Origin of the sequence: Kocuria sp. CNJ-770, assembly GCF_001942375.1 — a bacterium.
GTDB classification, from domain to species: domain Bacteria; phylum Actinomycetota; class Actinomycetes; order Actinomycetales; family Micrococcaceae; genus Kocuria; species Kocuria oceani.
This window is the reverse complement of record NZ_MKJW01000100.1, coordinates 120,064-136,390: the sequence shown is the minus strand read 5'-3', so window position 1 is coordinate 136,390 and position 16,327 is coordinate 120,064. Positions and strand designations below refer to the sequence as shown.

Below are 16,327 nucleotides of genomic sequence, written 5' to 3'. Positions count from 1 at the left end.
CCCGGGCGGCGCCCGCCACGTCGTCGAAACACGGCGGGCACGCGCACGTAACACGGGGACCCTAGCGTGACGACTGTCCCTGAACGTCCGCCGTCCCCGAGGAGAGCCGTGCACCTGACACCCCGGGAGCAGGAGAAGCTGCTCGTCGTCGTGGCCGGTGACCTCGCGCGCCGCCGCCGGGACCGCGGGCTGCGGCTCAACCACCCCGAGGCCGTCGCCCTGATCACCGCCGAGCTGCTGGAGGGCGCCCGGGACGGGCGGACCGTGGCCGAGCTGATGTCCTGGGGCTCCACGATCCTCGCCCGCGAGGACGTCATGGAGGGCGTGCCGGAGATGATCTCGTCCGTCCAGGTGGAGGCGACGTTCCCCGACGGCACGAAGCTCGTCACCGTCCACGACCCCATCCGCTGACCCGCCCGGCCCCGAAGGAGCGCCCGTGATCCCCGGAGAGTACGTCCTGCGGCCCGAGCCCGTGCTGATCAACGCCGACCGGCCCACCACGGAGGTGGACGTGGTCAACCGCGGCGACCGCCCGGTGCAGGTGGGCTCGCACTTCCACTTCGCCGAGGCCAATCCCGGGCTCGAGTTCGACCGCGCCGCGGCCCGGGGCTTCCGCCTCGACGTCCCCGCCGGCACGGCCGTGCGCTTCGAGCCCGGCGACCGCAAGCGGGTGCGCCTGGTGGCCCTGGCCGGGCGCCGTGAGGTGCACGGCCTCGCCAACCGGGTCGACGGCCCCCTCGACCGCCCCGCCGGCGCCGCGTCCGGGCAGGAGCAGCCATGAGCCACGAGATGTCCCGCGCCCAGTACACCAGCCTCTACGGCCCCACCACCGGGGACCTGGTGCGCCTGGCGGACACCGAGCTGTTCCTCGAGGTCGAGCGCGACCTCACGGTCCCCGGCGACGAGGTGGTCTTCGGCGGCGGCAAGGTGATCCGGGACGGCATGGGCCACAACGGCCAGCTCACCCGGGACGACGGCGTGGTGGACACCGTGATCACCAACGCGGTGGTCCTGGACGCCTCCGGGATCTACAAGGCGGACGTGGGCCTGCGCGACGGGCGCATCAGCGCGATCGGCAAGGCCGGCAACCCGGACATCATGGACGGCGTGGACGTCCTCATCGGCGCCTCCACCGAGGTGATCGCCGGTGAGGGCCGGATCCTCACCGCCGGTGGGATCGACTCGCACATCCACTTCATCGGGGCCGACCAGATCGGCACCGCCCTGTCCTCCGGGATCACCACGATGTTCGGCGGCGGCACCGGGCCCGCCGAGGGCTCCAACGCCACCACGATCACCCCCGGGGCGTGGCACCTCGCCGGGATGTTCCGGGCCCTGGACGACTACCCCATGAACTTCGGGCTGCTCGGCAAGGGCCACGCCTCCGCCCCGGAGCCGCTCGCCGAGCAGATCCGGGCCGGGGCCGTGGGCCTGAAGATCCACGAGGACTGGGGCGCCACCACCGCGGCGATCGACACGGCCCTGGCCGTGGCCGACGCCTTCGACGTGCAGGTGGCCATCCACACCGACACGCTCAACGAGTGCGGCTTCCTCGAGGACACGGTGGCCGCCATCGCGGGCCGGGTGATCCACACCTTCCACACCGAGGGCGCCGGCGGCGGGCACGCCCCGGACATCATCCGCATCGCCTCGCTGCCCCACGTGCTGCCGTCCTCCACCAATCCGACGCTGCCCTACACCCGCAACACGGCCGAGGAGCACCTGGACATGCTCATGGTCTGCCACCACCTCAACCCGGACATCCCCGAGGACGTCGCCTTCGCCGACTCCCGGATCCGGCCCGAGACGATCGCCGCGGAGGACGTCCTGCACGACCTCGGGGTGTTCTCCATGACCTCCTCGGATTCCCAGGCCATGGGCCGCGTGGGCGAGGTGGTGCTGCGCACCTGGCAGCTCGCCGACCAGATGAAGCGGCGCACCGGCCCCCTGCCCGGGGAGACCGGCCGCGGGGACAACGCGCGGCTGAGGCGCTACGTGGCCAAGTACACGATCAACCCGGCGCTCGCGCACGGGATCGCCGACGTCGTGGGGTCGGTGGAGACCGGCAAGTTCGCTGACCTGGTGCTGTGGGACCCCGTGTTCTTCGGGGTGAAGCCGCACCTCGTGCTCAAGGGCGGTCAGATCGTGCACTCCCTCATGGGAGATCCCAACGCCTCCATCCCCACCCCGCAGCCGCAGCTGATGCGCGACGCCTTCGGGGCCCGGGGCACCGCCCCGCACGCCAACTCCATCACCTTCATGTCCCGCGCCGCCGTCGAGGCGGGCGTCGGCGAGCGCCTGGGCCTGCGCAAGAGGGTGCTGCCGGTGGGCGGGATCCGGGGACTGACCAAGCAGGACATGCGGCACAACGACGCCACCCCGCGGATCGAGGTGGACCCGCAGACCTACGAGGTCCGGGTCGACGGCGAGCTCGTCACCTGCGAGCCCGCCGAGGAACTGGCCATGGCCCAGCGCTACTTCCTCTTCTGACCGGCCCGCCGGCCGCCCCGCACTTCCACGTACTCCCCGAGAGGACCTGCACCCGTGATCGTCGAAGCCGTCCTCGGCAACCTGGCCGAGCTCACCGAGCAGGAGCGCGCCGGCCTGCACCTGGAGCGGGTCGCCCTCGCCGGGCCCGAGCTGCGCAAGCGCGTCCAGCGGGTCGTGACCGACCACGGCACCGAGCTCGGCCTGCGCCTGGCCGAGCGCCGGGAGCTCAAGGACGGGGACATCCTGCACCGGGAGGGCAGCAACGCAGTGGTGGTCTCGACCCTGCCCACCGACGTCCTGGTCGTGGCACCGGCGACGATCGAGCAGATGGGCCGCGTGGCGCACGCGCTGGGCAACCGGCACCTGCCCGCCCAGTTCCTCGGCCCCGCCGCCGAGGTCGCGGAGCTGCCGGGGCACGACGGCCTCATGGTGCTCCAGTACGACCACACGGCCGAGACCTACCTGCAGGAGGCCGGGGTGCGCTTCGCGCGCGTCGAACGGCAGATGGAGGTCCCGTTCCGCCATGCCGAGCACACCCACTGATCCCGCCGCCCCCGCTGCCGCTGCAGGGATGCTGGCCGTGCTGCAGCTGTGCGACTCCGCGCTGCCCACCGGCGCCTTCGCCCACTCCCTGGGCCTGGAGACCTATCTCGACGACGGCACCGTGGGCGACGAGCCCGGCTTCCTCGCCTGGGTGCGGCACTGCCTGCACCACCAGGTGGTGCCCGCCGAGGGCTGGGCCGTGCGGGCCGTCGCCACGGCGGAGGACGACGACGCCGTGTGGCGCGCCGACGAGCTGCTGGCCGCCCAGGCCCTGCCCGTCCAGGTGCGGGACGCCGCGTCCGCGATGGGCCGGCGGATGACCGAGATCGGCGCGGAGAACTTCCCCTCCCCCCGGCTGCTGGCCTACGCGGACCGGCAGCGCGCCGGGACCAGCCGGGGCAGTCCCGCGGTGGCCTTCGCCCTCGTGGGCGCCGGTCTCGGCGTCGCCTGGGAGCAGCTGGCCGGCGCGTACCTCTTCTCGACCGCCACCTCGCTGACCCAGAACGCCGTGCGCGGGATCCCCCTCGGCCAGACCGCGGGCCAGCGGGTCCTGCGCGCCCTGCACGAGGACGTGGCCCGCGGGGTCGAGCGGATCGGGCGCATGTCCGAGGAGGAGGTCGGGGCGACCGGCCCCGGCCTGGAGATCGCCCAGATGCGCCACGCCTGGCAGCGGGCCCGGATGTTCATGTCCTGACCGGCCGACCGGACCGGCGCCCCGCCACACGACCGCACCGAATGCACCGACCGCACCGACCCAGGAGTTCCCATGACCACCGTTCCCTCCGCCCCCACCACCCCGACCGGCCGCGGGCCCGTGCGCATCGGCGTGGGCGGGCCCGTGGGCGCCGGCAAGACGCAGCTCGTGGAGCGGGTCACCCGGGCGCTGATCGACGAGGTCTCGATGGCCGCGATCACCAACGACATCTACACGATCGAGGACGCCAAGATCCTGGCCCGCAACGGGGTGCTGCCCCTGGACCGGATCGTGGGCATCGAGACCGGCGGCTGCCCGCACACCGCCATCCGTGAGGACACCTCGATGAACGAGGCCGCGATCGAGAAGCTGTGCGCCGAGCACCCGGACCTGCAGCTCGTGTTCGTCGAGTCCGGCGGGGACAACCTCTCGGCCACGTTCAGCCCCGAGCTGGTCGACTTCTCGATCTACGTCATCGACGTGGCCCAGGGCGAGAAGATCCCGCGCAAGGCCGGGCAGGGCATGATCCGGGCGGACCTGTTCGTGATCAACAAGATCGACCTCGCCCCGCACGTCGGGGCGGACCTGGAGGTCATGGCCGCGGACTCGGCGGTGTTCCGCGGGGACCGGCCGTTCTGCTTCACCAATCTCCGCACGGACGAGGGCCTCGAGCGGATCCTCGCGTGGATCCGGCACGACGTGCTGATGCTGGACATGGCCCGGTGACCGCGGCCGCGCCCACGGCCCCCGCGGCCGGTCCCGGACGCGTGCCGGGACCTGGGCCGGACCCCGGGCCGGGGGCTCCCGCCCCGACCGGGCGGCTCGCGCTGGTCCTCGCGCCCCGCGGGGGGCGCACCGTGGCCGTCCGCCAGTTCCACGCCGGGGCCCTGCGGGTGCTGCGCCCGCACCGCCTGGACGGGTCGGGGCAGCCGTGCTTCGTCGTCGTCAATCCCGGCGGCGGCTACCTCGGCGGGGACCGCTACGAGCTCGACATCGCGGTGGAGGCCGCCGGCACCGCCCTGGTCACCACCCAGTCGGCGACCAAGGTGTACCGCAGCCCGGCCGCCCCGGCCCGCCAGGACGTGCGGCTCACGCTCGGCCCCGGGGCGGTGCTCGAGTACCTGCCGGACCAGCTGATCGCCTACGAGGACGCCGACTACGTGCAGTCCACGACCGTGTCGATGGACCCCTCGGCCTGTCTCGTGGCGAGCGAGGTCGTCACCCCCGGGTGGGCGCCGGACGGGACGGTCTTCCGCTACCGCGGCGTGGCCCTGCGCACCGAGGTGGTGATGGACGGGACCACGGTGGTGCTCGACAACCTCCGCCTGCGCCCCGCCGAGGACGCCGTGGCCGGGCTCGGCTTCCTGGAGGGCCGCACGCACCTGGGCTCCCTGCTGGTGGTGGACCCGCGGGTGGACCGCGCCCTGGTCGAACAGGTCCACGAGCTGCTCGCCGCCGCCGAGCGGCGGCTGCCGCTGCTGCGCTGCGGGGTCTCCGAGCTGCCGGTGCCGGGGCTCGTGGTCCGCGCCCTGGGACCGGGCTCCGCGGAGCTGACAGAACTGCTGCTGGACGTCTCCGCGCTGCTGCGGAGCCGGTGGACCGGACAGGGGCGCGTGGCGCTGCGCAAGTACTGAGGACGGGACCCGCCCGCCGTCCGGGAGAGGACATCCGATCTCAACCGCCCGGTAACGCCACGGCCACATCCGGGGCCGAGGATGGGAGGGTCCCGCCGCACGACCCGGAAGGGGGGCCCATGACCGCGCCCAGCCCCACCACTGCGCCCGCCCGCTGGATCCTGGGCCTGTCCCGGGTGGCGCCCGGCGACCGGATCGAGGTGTGGGAGCACCGGAAGCTGCGCTGCACCGGCACCGTGAGCCAGGTGGCACCCCACCTGGGGGTGCTCTGGCTGCTGGAGGACCGCACCGGGATCCCGCGCCTGGCCACCCTCCGGGACCACCGCCTGCGCCGCTGCCCGCTGCGTCCCGCCGCCTGAGCCGGTCCACCGGAGCCCCGGGACCCCGCGACACCCGGGCCCGCGCACCGGGCGCGGTTCGTGCCCGGTGCGCCGTGTGCCCGGGAACCGTCAGAGCAGAGCGCGCAGGTAGCGCTGGGTGACCCGTTCCTGCGCCCACCGGGCCGGCGCAGCCCCCGCCCGGGCCCACCACGCGGCAGGGCGGGAGAACGCGGTGATGCTCAGCACCACCGTGCCGTCCGGGCGCAGGTCCAGGCAGAACAGCTCCTCGCCCCGCTCCGGGTGGCCCTCCAGCGTGCCGTAGGCGAAGCCCTGCCGCCGGGGCTCGTCGAGCACGCGCACGACCTCGCACGGCGCCTCAAGCCGCAGGGGCCCCCGTCCCAGGCGCAGCACCACCCGGGTGCCGAGGGCGGCCCGCGCGGCCGTGGGCCGCACCTCGAAGCCCGCGGACCGGTGCATCTCCCAGCCCATCAGCCGCTCGGCGGCCGCCCGGAACGCGGCCTCCCCGGCGCCGACGGCGCGGGAGCGCACCAGGTGGTCGTAGCCGGCCGGCAGCGCACCGGCGGTCGCCCCGACCTCGGGGTAGGTGAGCCGGCGCTGCTCCAGCGGCGGCCCCGCCGGCGCCCTCCGCGCGGTGCCGGCCCGCGACGGGTCGCTCCGGGACCGTCCGGGTGGCCCCGGGGCCGCTCCCCGGCCACCGGGCACGGACTCCGTCCTCGGCCGGCGTCCCGCCGGCGGCACGTCGCCGGGGCCGGGGCCCGGCTCGTCGTGGGCGCCGTCGTCGGCGGGGCAGGTCGCGTCCATGCCCTCAGTCTCCCGGATCCGCCGGCACCGCCGCCGGTCCCGGCCCGGCGAGCCGCCCGTCGGCCTCCTCCCCGCGCCGCAGCGGGGCGGCGGTGGCCGGGGTCGGACGGCCTTGCCCGGGTTCAGGGTGCTGTGCGGGTCGAAGGCGCGCTTGATGCGGTGCTGGAGGTCGCGCGGGACCTCCCCGACCTCGGCGGTGAACCGGTCGCGCTGGAGCAGTCCGACACCGTGCTCACCGGTCAGGGCGCCGCCGAGACCCCGGGCGAGCCCGACCATCCGGCCGAGGGCGTCCTTCGGCGCGCCCCGGGTGATGGACTCGTGCTCGGCGACGACGATCACCGGGTGCAGGGTGCAGGGTGCCGTCGGCGGCGTGGGCCACCGTGCAGATGTCGACGCCGGTGTCCGGCGCGATCTGCCGGATGCCGGTGACGATCCCGGCCAGTCGTTGGCGAGGTCGATGGCGCCCAGGGTCGGCCCGTCCACGAGTTCCGGGACCGACGGGGCGGCCCGGGCCGCGACGGTGCGGAAAACCCCACCCGTAACAGGTGGAGAACGTCGCAGTCGGGAGGAGCCCGCCGACCGTAGCGTGAGAGCCATGAGCACACCGCACGAGACCCGGCCCCTGCCGCCCGCACCGTGGAGCGGCACCGGGCACCCCTCCGATCCCGGGACGGCGGACGACGGCGCCGCCCACCGCGCCGCCTCCGGCTCCCGGCCCGCCGTCCCCGGCGGCGGCACCGGCGCCCGCGAGTGGGGGCCGTGGTCCGCCAAGACCCTCTTCTTCGGCGGCACCGACCTGGTGGTCGACGCCGCCCTGGGCACCCTGTGGCTGACCGCCCTCGTGTCCCTGGTCACCGCGGGCCTCGCCTCGCTCGCCGCCCTCGTGGGCGTGGTGCTGCTGGTGGCCGCGATCTACGCCGTCCGCGGCATCGAGTGGGTGGAGCGCCGCCGGACGCAGGCGGCGTTCGGGCTGCACCTGCCGGCCCCGCACCGGCGCCGCTCCCCGCGCGCCGACGGGTGGCGGATCCTGCACCAGTGGTGGCTGGACGTCTCCGACCCCGCGTTCTGGACCGGCCTGCTGCACCTGCTCCTGACCACGGCCCTGGGCTGGGTGGCGGTCGGCACCCTCGCCGGCACCGGCGCCGCCGTGGCGCTGGCACTGGCCCCCCTCTACGCCGCGGAGTCCAACCCGGTCTGGCCGTCCGAGCTGGTCGGCACGTGGCCGGACTGGGCCGTGGCGCTGGCCGGGATCACGCTCGCGCTGCTCGGGGTGCTCCTGCTCGTGCTGGCCGTGGCCGCCCACCGGGGCCTGTCCCGGCTGCTGCTGCGCGTGGACGAGGCGGCGGAGCTGCGCCGGCGGGCCGCCGAGGCCGCGGCGGCCCGGGAGACCGCCGTGCGCGGAGCGCGGACCGAGCGCTCCCGGATCGAGCGCGACCTGCACGACGGCGTGCAGCCGCAGCTGGTGTCCGTGGCCATGAACCTGTCGATGGCCCAGCGGCGGATCGACCACGACCCCGCCGGGGCCAAGGACCTCATCGGCGAGGCGCACGCCACGACGAAGGCCGCGATCACGGAGCTGCGCCGCCTGGCGCGGGGCTTCCACCCGGCCGTGCTGGAGGACCGGGGGCTGGACGCGGCCCTGTCCGCCGTGGCCGCCCAGTCGCCCGTGCCGGTCGCCGTGGACGTGCGCGTGCCCCGCCTGGCCCCCGAGACCGAGGCCGCCGTGTACTTCGCGGTCTCCGAGGGCCTGGCCAACGTCGTCAAGCACGCCGGGGCGGACGCCGCCTCGGTCCGGGTCGGGCTCGAGTCCGACCCCGCCGGGGGCACCCGGGTGGTCGCCCGGATCGCCGACGACGGCCGGGGCGGCGCCGTGCTGGTCCCCGGCGGCGGGCTGTCCGGGATCGCGGACCGGATCCGCTCCGCGGGCGGGCACTTCTTCCTCGACTCGCCCGCGGGCGGGCCGACCGAGCTGACCGTCGAGCTGCCGGTCGCCCGGGGGGAGGGAGCCTGATGCGCATCGTCATCGCCGAGGACGCCGTCCTCCTGCGCGCGGGCCTGGTCCGCCTGCTCACCGAGGCCGGGCACGAGGTGGTCGCCGACGTGGACACCGCGGAGGGCCTGCTGAAGGCCGTCGAGCAGCACGAGCCGGACTTCGCCCTGGTGGACGTGCGGCTGCCCCCGACCTTCACGGACGAGGGGATCCGCGCCGCCGTCCTCGTCCGCTCCCAGCACCCGCGGATCGCGGTGCTCGTGCTCTCCCAGTACGTCGAGGAGCGCTACGCCGCGGAGCTGATCGCCTCCCGCCGGGACGGGCTGGGCTACCTGCTCAAGGACCGGGTGGCCGACGTCGACCAGTTCCTCGAGTCCGTGGGAACGGTCGGCGCCGGCGGCACCGTCCTGGACCCGGAGGTGGTCTCCCAGCTGCTGGTGCGCTCGCGGCACCGGCAGGACCTGGAGCTGCTCTCCCCGCGGGAGCACGAGGTGCTCGGGCTGATGGCCCAGGGCCTGTCCAACGCCTCGATCGCCGCGAACCTGTTCCTCACCGAGTCCTCGGTGGAGAAGCACATCCGGTCCGTGTTCACCAAGCTCGGCCTCGCGCACGAGGACGGCGGCAACCGCCGCGTCCGCGCGGTCCTGCGCTACCTCGGCTACCCCGACCCCGGGCCCGGCCACCCCTCGTCCGCCCACCCGTCCCACCAGGAGTTCCGGCCATGAGCACCCACCCCGAGCACGCCGTCCCGGCCAGCCCGCCGCCCCCGGCAGCGCCCACGACCCCCTGCAGGGCCCCCCGCAGCGCCCCGACCCGGACACCGTCGGGCAGAGCGAGCGCGCCGCCTGGCTCGTGCCCACCGCCGTGCTCGGCGGCCTGGGCGCCCTGCTGCTGCTCGGCGGCGGCGGGGCGGCCATGGCCGCGTCGCTGTCGATCGAGGAGCGGCGGGTGGACACGACCGTGACCGCGCCCGTGGACACCGTGGCGATCGACGGCCGCTCCGCCGTGATCGAGGTCGTGACCGCCGACGTGCCCGATCTGCGGGTCGAGGCCGTGTACGCCGGCATCGGCCTGGACCGGGCGCCCGAGCCGCTGGTCCGGGACGGGCGGCTGACCGTGGCGGCTCCCCCGTCCGGCTCCTGGTTCGGCACCGGCGGCGGGATGCAGGTGCGGGTCACGGTCCCGGCCGACGACGACCCCGTGGACCTGCGGCTCTCCGGCGACGCCGGCACCCTCTCCGCCCGGGGCGACTTCGGCGACGTCCGGCTCGACACCGAGGCCGGCGTGGTGCAGATGGGCGGCAGCGCCCGGAGCCTGTGGGCGGCCTCGGAGGTGGGCACCGTCCTGGTCGACGGCGCCCGGGTGCGCGAGGACGTGGACGTGCACACGGAGGTGGGGGCCACCGAGGTGCGGATCCTCGGCGACGCCCCGCGACGGGTCGCGATCACCACCGGCGCGGGCGCGATCGAGGCCTCGGTCCCGGACGCCGAGTGGTGGACCCCCGCGGTGGCCGGCGCCGGCGAGCGCGACCCCGAGGAGCTGACGGCGGCGACGGTCTGTGCCACGGCCCCCGAGGACCGCCCGTGCCTGTACGTCTCCTCGGAGGTGGGCGCGGCGGAGGTCACCTCCGGGGGCCGTTCCCTGCGCCCGGCCGCCGGGTAGACTGGGTACGTTCGTCCGGGTCGGGCGCACCGGGAGGGGGGACGGTGCGCACAGTCTTCGAGGACACCCGTGAACCCCCTGAACTCCCTTCCCGCCCCCGTGGGCACGACCTCCGAGGCCCCGGTGGACCACCCCGCCGCAGCCCGGCGCGCGACGGCGCCCCCTGTCACCGAGCAGTCCGCCACCGCGCCGATCGCCACCGCCTCGACGTCCGCCGCGTCGACGTCGGCCGGGCAGCCCGCCACGGGGCACGGTGGCACCGGCCGCCGGGCTCCGCGACGCTCCGGCGGCCGCTACGCGCGGCTCCTGGAGCTGGGCGGCCGCGGCTTCCTGCCGATCGCCTTCGTGGCCCGCCTGCCCCTGGCCATGATCACCGTGGGGGCCCTGACCCTCGCCACCGCCGTTACCGGCTCCTACGCCGTGGGCGGGGCGGCCGCCGGCGCCGTCGGGATCGGCTCGGCCCTGGGCGGGCCCGTGATGGGCCACCTCGCCGACCGGGTGGGACAGCGGGCGGTGCTGCTGGTCTCGGCCCTCGCCCACACGGTGGCCATCGGCGTGCTGCTGATCACCGCCTACGCCGGCCCGGGCGGCCCGGCCGTGCCGCTGCTCGTCACGGCGGCGCTGCTGGTGGGCGCCACCTGCCCCCAGGTGGGCCCGCTCGCCCGGGTCCGCTGGCGCGGGCTGACCGGGGGCGACCGGCAGGAGCTGGACACCGCGCTGTCCTACGAGTCCACCGCCGACGAGCTGACCTTCGTGCTCGGCCCCGCCCTCGTGGGGCTGCTGGCGTCCCTGCTCGCCCCGTGGACCCCCTTCGTCCTGGCCGCCGCGCTGACCCTCACCATGGTCTCGTGCTTCGCCGTGCACCCCACCCACCGCGCGGCACCGGCCGCCCCGCGCCCGCGGCGCCGGACGGCGGCCGCGCCCGGTCCCGGCCGGGACCGGATCCTCGTCCTGCTCCCCGTGCTCGGGATGGTGGCCATGGGGACGTTCTTCGGAGCCGTGCAGAACGCGCTGAGCGCCTTCGGCGGCGAGTTCGGCGCCCAGAGCGCGGCCGGGCTGCTCTACGCCGTGCTGGGCATCAGCTCCGCGGCCGCGGCCCTGTCCGTGGCCTGGTGGCCCCGGCGCTTCCCGCCCGCCGCCCGCTGGGTGGCCAGCGCGGGCGCCATGGCCGCCCTGAGCCTGCTGTTCCTCCTGCCCGGGGAGATCGTCCCGATGCTCCTGGTGCTGCTGCTCGTCGGCCTGCCCGTGGGCCCCACCATGGTCACGATCTACACGATCGGCGGGGACGTCGCCCGGCCGGAGCGGCTGGGCACGGTCATGACGATGCTGGCGAGCGGCGTGGTGCTGGGCACGGCCGTGGGCGCGGCGCTGGCCGGGCTCGCGGCCGAGACCGCCGGTCACAGGGGTGCCTTCACGGCCGCGATCGGCGCGGCCTGCGCCATGGTGCTGATCAGCGCGGCGCTGGTCCTGCTCCGGCGCCGCTGAGGAGCCGGACGGGCGGCGGGGCCGCGGCGGCTACACCAGCGGCGATTTGGGGCGGTGCTCCCGGTTGCCGAGTCCCTCGCGGCCGTCGAGGTGGTCGACGAGCTGGCGGAGCGCCTCGAGCGAGCTCACGGTCTCGGACCATCCCGTGACCTCGCGGATCCGCGTGGTGTCCATGACGGGCACGGCGTCGGCGAGGTCGATCCAGCCGGGATCGGTGGGCTGCAGCCGCAGCCGGTAGGTGATCGCCACCAGCGCCCGGACGAGGGCCGGCGGAACGGGCAGGACGCGCTTGGCGCCGAGCACCTGGGCCACGCCGTCAGGACCGAGCACCGGCTCGGCCGCGACGTTGAACGCCCCGCCCGCACGGTGCCGGATGACCCGCCAGAACGCGTCCGCGACGTCGTCGGTGTGCAGGGTCTGGAAGCGGAACCTCTCCGGGAACGGCAGCACCGGCAGGCGCATCCGGGCGATGAGCCCCTTGGGCACGAGGGCACCGAAGAAGTAGTCCCCGATCTCGGGGGCGGCACCGGCCTGGAACAGGAAGCCGGGCCGCAGCCGGGTCACCACAACCCCGGGGTGGGCTTCCTCGAACCGGTTGAGCAGCGCCTCCGTCTCGGCCTTCTGGACGTTGTAGTGGGAGGTGTCCACCCCGCCCACGGGCCAGGACTCGTCCACGCGGCGGTCCTTGGGGCCGCGGCTGTAGGCCCCGAGGGAGGACGGGTAGACGACCTGGGGCACGCCGGCCAGGACGACGGCGTCGAGCACGTGGACCAGTCCGTCGACGTTGGTGCGGTGCATGAGCGCGAAGTCCCGGTTGGGGCGGATCAGCCACACCAGGTGGACCACCGCGTCCGCCCCGCGCAGGATCTCCGCGAGCCGGCCGGTGGACTCCTTCTCGGCGACGTCGACGGTGTGCCACTCGACGCCGTCGTACGGCTCGCCGCCCCGTTCCGGGCCCTCCCGGGAGACCCCGACGATCTGCGTGACCTCGGGGGCGGCGTGCAGCCGCCGCAGCAGGGCGGTGCCCACGTTGCCGGTGGCGCCCAGGACGACGATCTTCACGGCGCTCTCCCTCCCCGCCCGGACCTACTGGTCCTGGACGCGCTTGCTGTGGTCCTGCAGGCGGTCGATGTGCTTGGAGGCCTCCGCCTTCGTGAGGTCCGCGGGCAGCTCCTCCCCGGCCTCGCGGGCCAGCGTGTCCAGGTAGCTGCGCTGGGCGCTGGTCATGGGCTCCTCGCCCGTGGCCCACTCGTCCGGGTCGCGGTCGAGCCCGCTGCCCGGCTCGGGAGTGGAGGCGCCGAGGGTCTCCTGCTCGTCGGGATCCGGGGTGCCGTTCGGGTTCTCAGTCATGCGCCCATGATAGTCATACCGCTTACGATGTCGCGCCGCGGCGCCGGTCGCCGAGCTCCCGGCCCGGACCTCCTCCCGGCGCGGCGGCGCAGTCAGTACGCTGGAGGACCGGCCCCGGCCGGCGGGACCCGGCAGCAGACGCACCGGCGGACGCACACAGGACCAGAGGAGACGCAGATGAGCGAGCAGGTCGAGACCGGCGGGACCGCGGGAGCGCGGTTGCAGGGGGACAAGCTCAAGGCCTACATGCTCGGGCACTACATGGGCGCCCTGTCCGGGGTGCGGCTCTTCGACGAGGCCGCCCGCACCTGGGCCGGCACCGCCTACGAGGACCGGTTCGCCCGGTTCGTCCGTGAGATCCAGGACGACATCGGGCACCTCGAGACGATGCTCGACCGGCTCGGCGCCACCCGGCGCCGGGTCGCCAAGGGGCTCGGCACGGCCACCGGCATCGCGTCCCGGCTCAATCCGCTGAGCCGGATCCGGGAACGGGCGGGGATCGCCGCCCACGGGGAGCTGGAGATGCTGCAGTCCCTGGTGGTGGCCAAGCGCAGCATGTGGGTCACCCTGCTCGAGCTCGCCCCCTCGGACCCGCGTCTGGACGCCGAGGAGCTGCGCGCCCTCGAGGCCGGCGCCGCCGACCAGTACGACCGGCTGCGGGCGGTCGCCGGGGAGACCGCCCGGGACCGCTTCCTCACCCGGGGCTGAGCCCGTGGCCGAGAGCCCCCGCCCGGCGACAGGGCCCCCGGCGGGCGCGTCCGCCGGGGCGTGGGAGCAGCTGCTGGCCGGCCGGGTGGACCCCGCGGCCGAGCCGGAGCTCGTCGAGCGCTACGGGCCCCTCGTGGCGCACCGGGGGCCGCTGGTGATCGCCCAGCTCGGGCAGAGCCTGGACGGGTTCATCGCCTCGCGCACCGGGCACGCCGAGTACGTGACCGGCCCCGAGGACCGGGAGCACCTGCACCGGCTGCGCGCGCTCGTGGACGCCGTGCTCGTGGGCGTCGGGACGGTCGCCGCCGACGACTGCCGGCTGACCGTCCGGGCGGTGCCCGGCCCCACCCCACCCGGGTGGTCCTCGACCCCTCGGCGCGCGCCCCGGCCGGCTCGGCCGTGCTCACCGACGGCGCCGCCCCCACCGTCTGGGTCGTGGGCTCCGGCGCCCCCGTGCCGGCGCGGCTCGCCCCGCACGTCGACGTGCTGCGCGTGCCGGCCCCGCCCCACCGGCTGAACCCGCACGAGGTGCTGACCGCGCTCGCGCGCCGCGGCCTGGGCCGGGTGCTCGTGGAGGGCGGGGGGCGCACGGTCTCGAGCTTCCTCGAGGCCGGAGCGCTGCACCGGCTCTACCTCACCACCGCTCCCATGCTCATCGGCGACGGCGTGCCCGGCATCAGGTTCCGCGGCGCGGAGCACCTCTCCGGGGCGCTGCGGACCCCGGCGCGCCGCTTCCCGCTCGGCGACGACCTCTGCACCGAGCTGACCTTCCGCGCCTGAGCGGGCTCCCCGTGCCCGCGCAGCCGCCCGAGGCGGGCTGCGACGGCGGGACCCGCACGGTGTCATCGACCACGTCATCCTTGACTCGACCCTGCCGCAGCACTAACTTTCATGATACGGAATCCCAATTCCGTCATACGAACTCGAAGGAGTCCTCATGAACGCCAGCCCGGCCTTCGCCGCCCACGCGTCCTTCTTCAGCTACACCGGAACGGACTGTGATCCCGATCTGGCCCTGTCCCCGCACCCCGCCGTCCGCGCCACCCCGCTGTGGGTGCTGGCGGTGTCCTCGGCCTGTGTCGGAGCCGCCGTGGGCCGCCTCTCGGTCCGGCGCCCCTAGCACGGCGCACCGCATCGACCACCACACCGACCACGGCCCTCAGGAGCACCCATGGCACCGCAGATCCGGACCGGCCGGCAGGCCCCCGACTTCACGCTCACCGACCACGAGGGCCAGGAGGTGCGGCTCTCCGAGCTGCGGGGCCGGAAGGTGATCGCCTACTTCTACCCGAAGGCCTTCACCCCCGGCTGCACGTCCGAGGCGTGCGACTTCCGCGACAACCTCGCCTCCCTCGAGGGCCTCGGCTACACCGTGCTGGGGATCTCGGGGGACGACACCGAGACGCTCGGGCGCTTCGCACAGGAGTACGGCATCCCGTACCGCCTGCTCTCCGACCCGGACTCGGCCACCGCGCAGGCGTGGGGCGCCTGGGGCGAGAAGACCGTCAACGGGCAGAGCACGGTCGGCCCCCTGCGCTCGACCTTCGTGATCCAGGAGGACGGCACCGTCAGTTCCGCGGAGTACGGCGTCCAGGCTGAGGGCCACGTGGCGGACCTGCGCCGGCGACTTCCGGCCTGACCGGCGCCCGGCCCCGGGGACCCCCGCACCCGCGCCGCGACGCGTCGGGGCGCGGGGGTCCTGCCGTTCAGCCCCGCCCGGCGAACGGCATCCCGGAGGCGGTGAGCACGAGCGAGTTCACCGTGGCGGCGGCGGGGAGCTCGGCCATCATCAGCACCGCGCGCCCCACCTCCTCCACGGGAAAGCTGGGCTCCGGGCGGAGCGAGCCGTCGGCCTGCAGGGCGCCGCCGTCCGTCCCCAGCCCCGCGAGCAGCTCCGTGGCCGCGTTGCCGATGTCGATCTGCCCACAGGTGATCCCGTACGGACGGCCGTCCAGGTCCAGGGACTTGGTCAGGCCGGTGACGGCGTGCTTGCTCGCGGCGTAGGCCGCGGACAGCGGCCGGGGGGCGTGGGCGGAGATCGAGCCGTTGTTGATGATCCGCCCGCCGCCGGGGCGCTGCCGCTTCATGACCCGGAAGGCCTCGGCCGCGCACAGATAGGTCCCGGTGAGGTTCACCTGCAGGGTGCGCTGCCACTCGAGGGGGTCGATCTCGTCCACCTCCCCGCGCGGCCCGAATGTCCCGGCGTTGTTGAACAGCACGTCGATCCGCCCCGCGAGACGGGAGATCTCCCGGAAGGCCTCGGACACGCTCTGCGCGTCGGCCACGTCCATCGGCACGACCCAGGCCCCGGGCGCACCGCCGGCGGTCTCCTCCAGGGGCTCCCGCCGCCGTCCGGTCAGCACGACCGCCCACCCTGCCGCAAGGAAGCTGCGCGCCACCGCCCGACCGATCCCGGACCCGGCCCCCGTCACCACCAGCACCCTCGCAGCCGTGCCGGGTTCCCCGGCACCGTCCACCACGCCCTGCACGTCCATCCCGCGCCCCCCTCACCGTCCTGCCGGCGCGTCCGCCCCGGCGTGAAACGAAAGTTCCACCTCCGCCATCTTGCTGCAAAAACTTGGTAACAGGAGCGTGGAACCATTGACTTGGGTCTTGTGATCCAGTTCAC

19 protein-coding genes and 1 pseudogene are annotated in these 16,327 nt (G+C 75.2%); 16 read left to right on the top strand and 4 right to left on the bottom strand.

The window, feature by feature from the left end; genetic code table 11:
• The first annotated feature begins 108 nt into the window (after positions 1-108).
• The 8 genes from BJF77_RS11365 (at position 109) to BJF77_RS11330 (ending at position 5,720) form a co-directional block, all read left to right on the top strand.
• Positions 109-411 (top strand): urease subunit gamma, encoded by a 303-nt coding sequence (locus BJF77_RS11365; protein WP_047801647.1) that lies wholly within the window; start codon positions 109-111, stop codon positions 409-411.
• Between the two features lie 25 nt (positions 412-436).
• Positions 437-781, top strand: a complete 345-nt coding sequence (locus BJF77_RS11360) for an urease subunit beta (protein ID WP_047801646.1) — start codon at positions 437-439, stop codon at positions 779-781.
• Positions 778-2,490, top strand: coding sequence for an urease subunit alpha (gene ureC, locus BJF77_RS11355; protein WP_075872221.1), 1,713 nt, complete (start codon positions 778-780; stop codon positions 2,488-2,490). Before BJF77_RS11360 ends, ureC begins: the two co-directional genes overlap by 4 nt.
• A 54-nt stretch (positions 2,491-2,544) precedes the next feature.
• Entirely contained in the window at positions 2,545-3,033 is a 489-nt protein-coding gene (locus tag BJF77_RS11350) for an urease accessory protein UreE (RefSeq protein WP_047801644.1), read from the top strand.
• Positions 3,014-3,727, top strand: a complete 714-nt coding sequence (locus tag BJF77_RS11345) for an urease accessory protein UreF (RefSeq protein ID WP_047801643.1) — start codon at positions 3,014-3,016, stop codon at positions 3,725-3,727. The genes BJF77_RS11350 and BJF77_RS11345 overlap by 20 nt, the downstream gene beginning before the upstream one ends.
• Before the next feature lie 72 nt (positions 3,728-3,799).
• Positions 3,800-4,453 (top strand): urease accessory protein UreG, encoded by a 654-nt coding sequence (gene ureG, locus BJF77_RS11340; protein WP_047801642.1) that lies wholly within the window; start codon positions 3,800-3,802, stop codon positions 4,451-4,453.
• A gap of 131 nt (positions 4,454-4,584) precedes the next feature.
• Positions 4,585-5,361, top strand: coding sequence for an urease accessory protein UreD (locus BJF77_RS11335; RefSeq protein WP_255396231.1), 777 nt, complete (start codon positions 4,585-4,587; stop codon positions 5,359-5,361).
• Between the two features lie 119 nt (positions 5,362-5,480).
• Positions 5,481-5,720: a hypothetical protein gene (locus tag BJF77_RS11330; RefSeq protein WP_047801641.1), complete on the top strand. Its 240-nt coding sequence runs from the start codon at positions 5,481-5,483 to the stop codon at positions 5,718-5,720.
• 90 nt (positions 5,721-5,810) lie between these two features.
• Here BJF77_RS11330 and BJF77_RS19530 read toward each other — a convergent pair whose 3' ends face one another.
• Complete coding sequence (locus tag BJF77_RS19530) at positions 5,811-6,842, bottom strand: DUF1990 domain-containing protein (RefSeq protein ID WP_158041250.1); 1,032 nt, start codon at positions 6,840-6,842, stop codon at positions 5,811-5,813.
• Between the two features lie 256 nt (positions 6,843-7,098).
• On the opposite strand from BJF77_RS19530, the gene BJF77_RS11315 reads away from it, so the two are divergent.
• From BJF77_RS11315 to BJF77_RS11300, 4 genes are all read left to right on the top strand, one after another.
• Complete coding sequence (locus tag BJF77_RS11315) at positions 7,099-8,514, top strand: histidine kinase (RefSeq protein WP_255396230.1); 1,416 nt, start codon at positions 7,099-7,101, stop codon at positions 8,512-8,514.
• On the top strand, positions 8,514-9,218 hold the full coding sequence (locus tag BJF77_RS11310; protein WP_047801640.1) for a response regulator transcription factor: 705 nt from the start codon (positions 8,514-8,516) through the stop codon (positions 9,216-9,218). The genes BJF77_RS11315 and BJF77_RS11310 overlap by 1 nt, the downstream gene beginning before the upstream one ends.
• Before the next feature lie 127 nt (positions 9,219-9,345).
• Positions 9,346-10,155 carry a hypothetical protein gene (locus tag BJF77_RS20575; protein WP_158041248.1) on the top strand — a complete coding sequence of 270 codons (810 nt, stop codon included), beginning with the start codon at positions 9,346-9,348 and terminating at the stop codon, positions 10,153-10,155.
• Between the two features lie 192 nt (positions 10,156-10,347).
• The gene (locus BJF77_RS11300) at positions 10,348-11,640 is read left to right on the top strand and encodes an MFS transporter (RefSeq protein WP_083665118.1); all 1,293 of its coding nucleotides are present in this window, start codon (positions 10,348-10,350) and stop codon (positions 11,638-11,640) included.
• A gap of 30 nt (positions 11,641-11,670) precedes the next feature.
• Here BJF77_RS11300 and BJF77_RS11295 read toward each other — a convergent pair whose 3' ends face one another.
• Both BJF77_RS11295 and BJF77_RS11290 read right to left on the bottom strand, forming a co-directional pair.
• Entirely contained in the window at positions 11,671-12,702 is a 1,032-nt protein-coding gene (locus tag BJF77_RS11295) for an NAD-dependent epimerase/dehydratase family protein (protein ID WP_075872220.1), read from the bottom strand.
• A gap of 24 nt (positions 12,703-12,726) precedes the next feature.
• Positions 12,727-12,990, bottom strand: coding sequence for a DUF3072 domain-containing protein (locus BJF77_RS11290; protein ID WP_047801637.1), 264 nt, complete (start codon positions 12,988-12,990; stop codon positions 12,727-12,729).
• Between the two features lie 177 nt (positions 12,991-13,167).
• On the opposite strand from BJF77_RS11290, the gene BJF77_RS11285 reads away from it, so the two are divergent.
• The 4 genes and pseudogenes from BJF77_RS11285 (at position 13,168) to BJF77_RS11270 (ending at position 15,337) form a co-directional block, all read left to right on the top strand.
• A complete protein-coding gene (locus tag BJF77_RS11285; RefSeq protein ID WP_075872219.1) occupies positions 13,168-13,698 on the top strand; it encodes a hypothetical protein in 531 nt (176 codons plus the stop codon).
• Between the two features lie 4 nt (positions 13,699-13,702).
• A pseudogene (locus tag BJF77_RS11280) lies at positions 13,703-14,478 on the top strand (RibD family protein).
• A 157-nt stretch (positions 14,479-14,635) separates the two neighbouring features.
• Positions 14,636-14,818 (top strand): hypothetical protein, encoded by a 183-nt coding sequence (locus BJF77_RS20570; protein WP_047801634.1) that lies wholly within the window; start codon positions 14,636-14,638, stop codon positions 14,816-14,818.
• 51 nt (positions 14,819-14,869) lie between these two features.
• Positions 14,870-15,337, top strand: coding sequence for a peroxiredoxin (locus BJF77_RS11270; protein WP_047801633.1), 468 nt, complete (start codon positions 14,870-14,872; stop codon positions 15,335-15,337).
• A 67-nt stretch (positions 15,338-15,404) separates the two neighbouring features.
• On the opposite strand, the gene BJF77_RS11265 is transcribed toward BJF77_RS11270, so the two are convergent.
• Positions 15,405-16,193, bottom strand: a complete 789-nt coding sequence (locus tag BJF77_RS11265) for an SDR family oxidoreductase (RefSeq protein ID WP_075872218.1) — start codon at positions 16,191-16,193, stop codon at positions 15,405-15,407.
• Positions 16,194-16,327 lie beyond the last annotated feature (134 nt).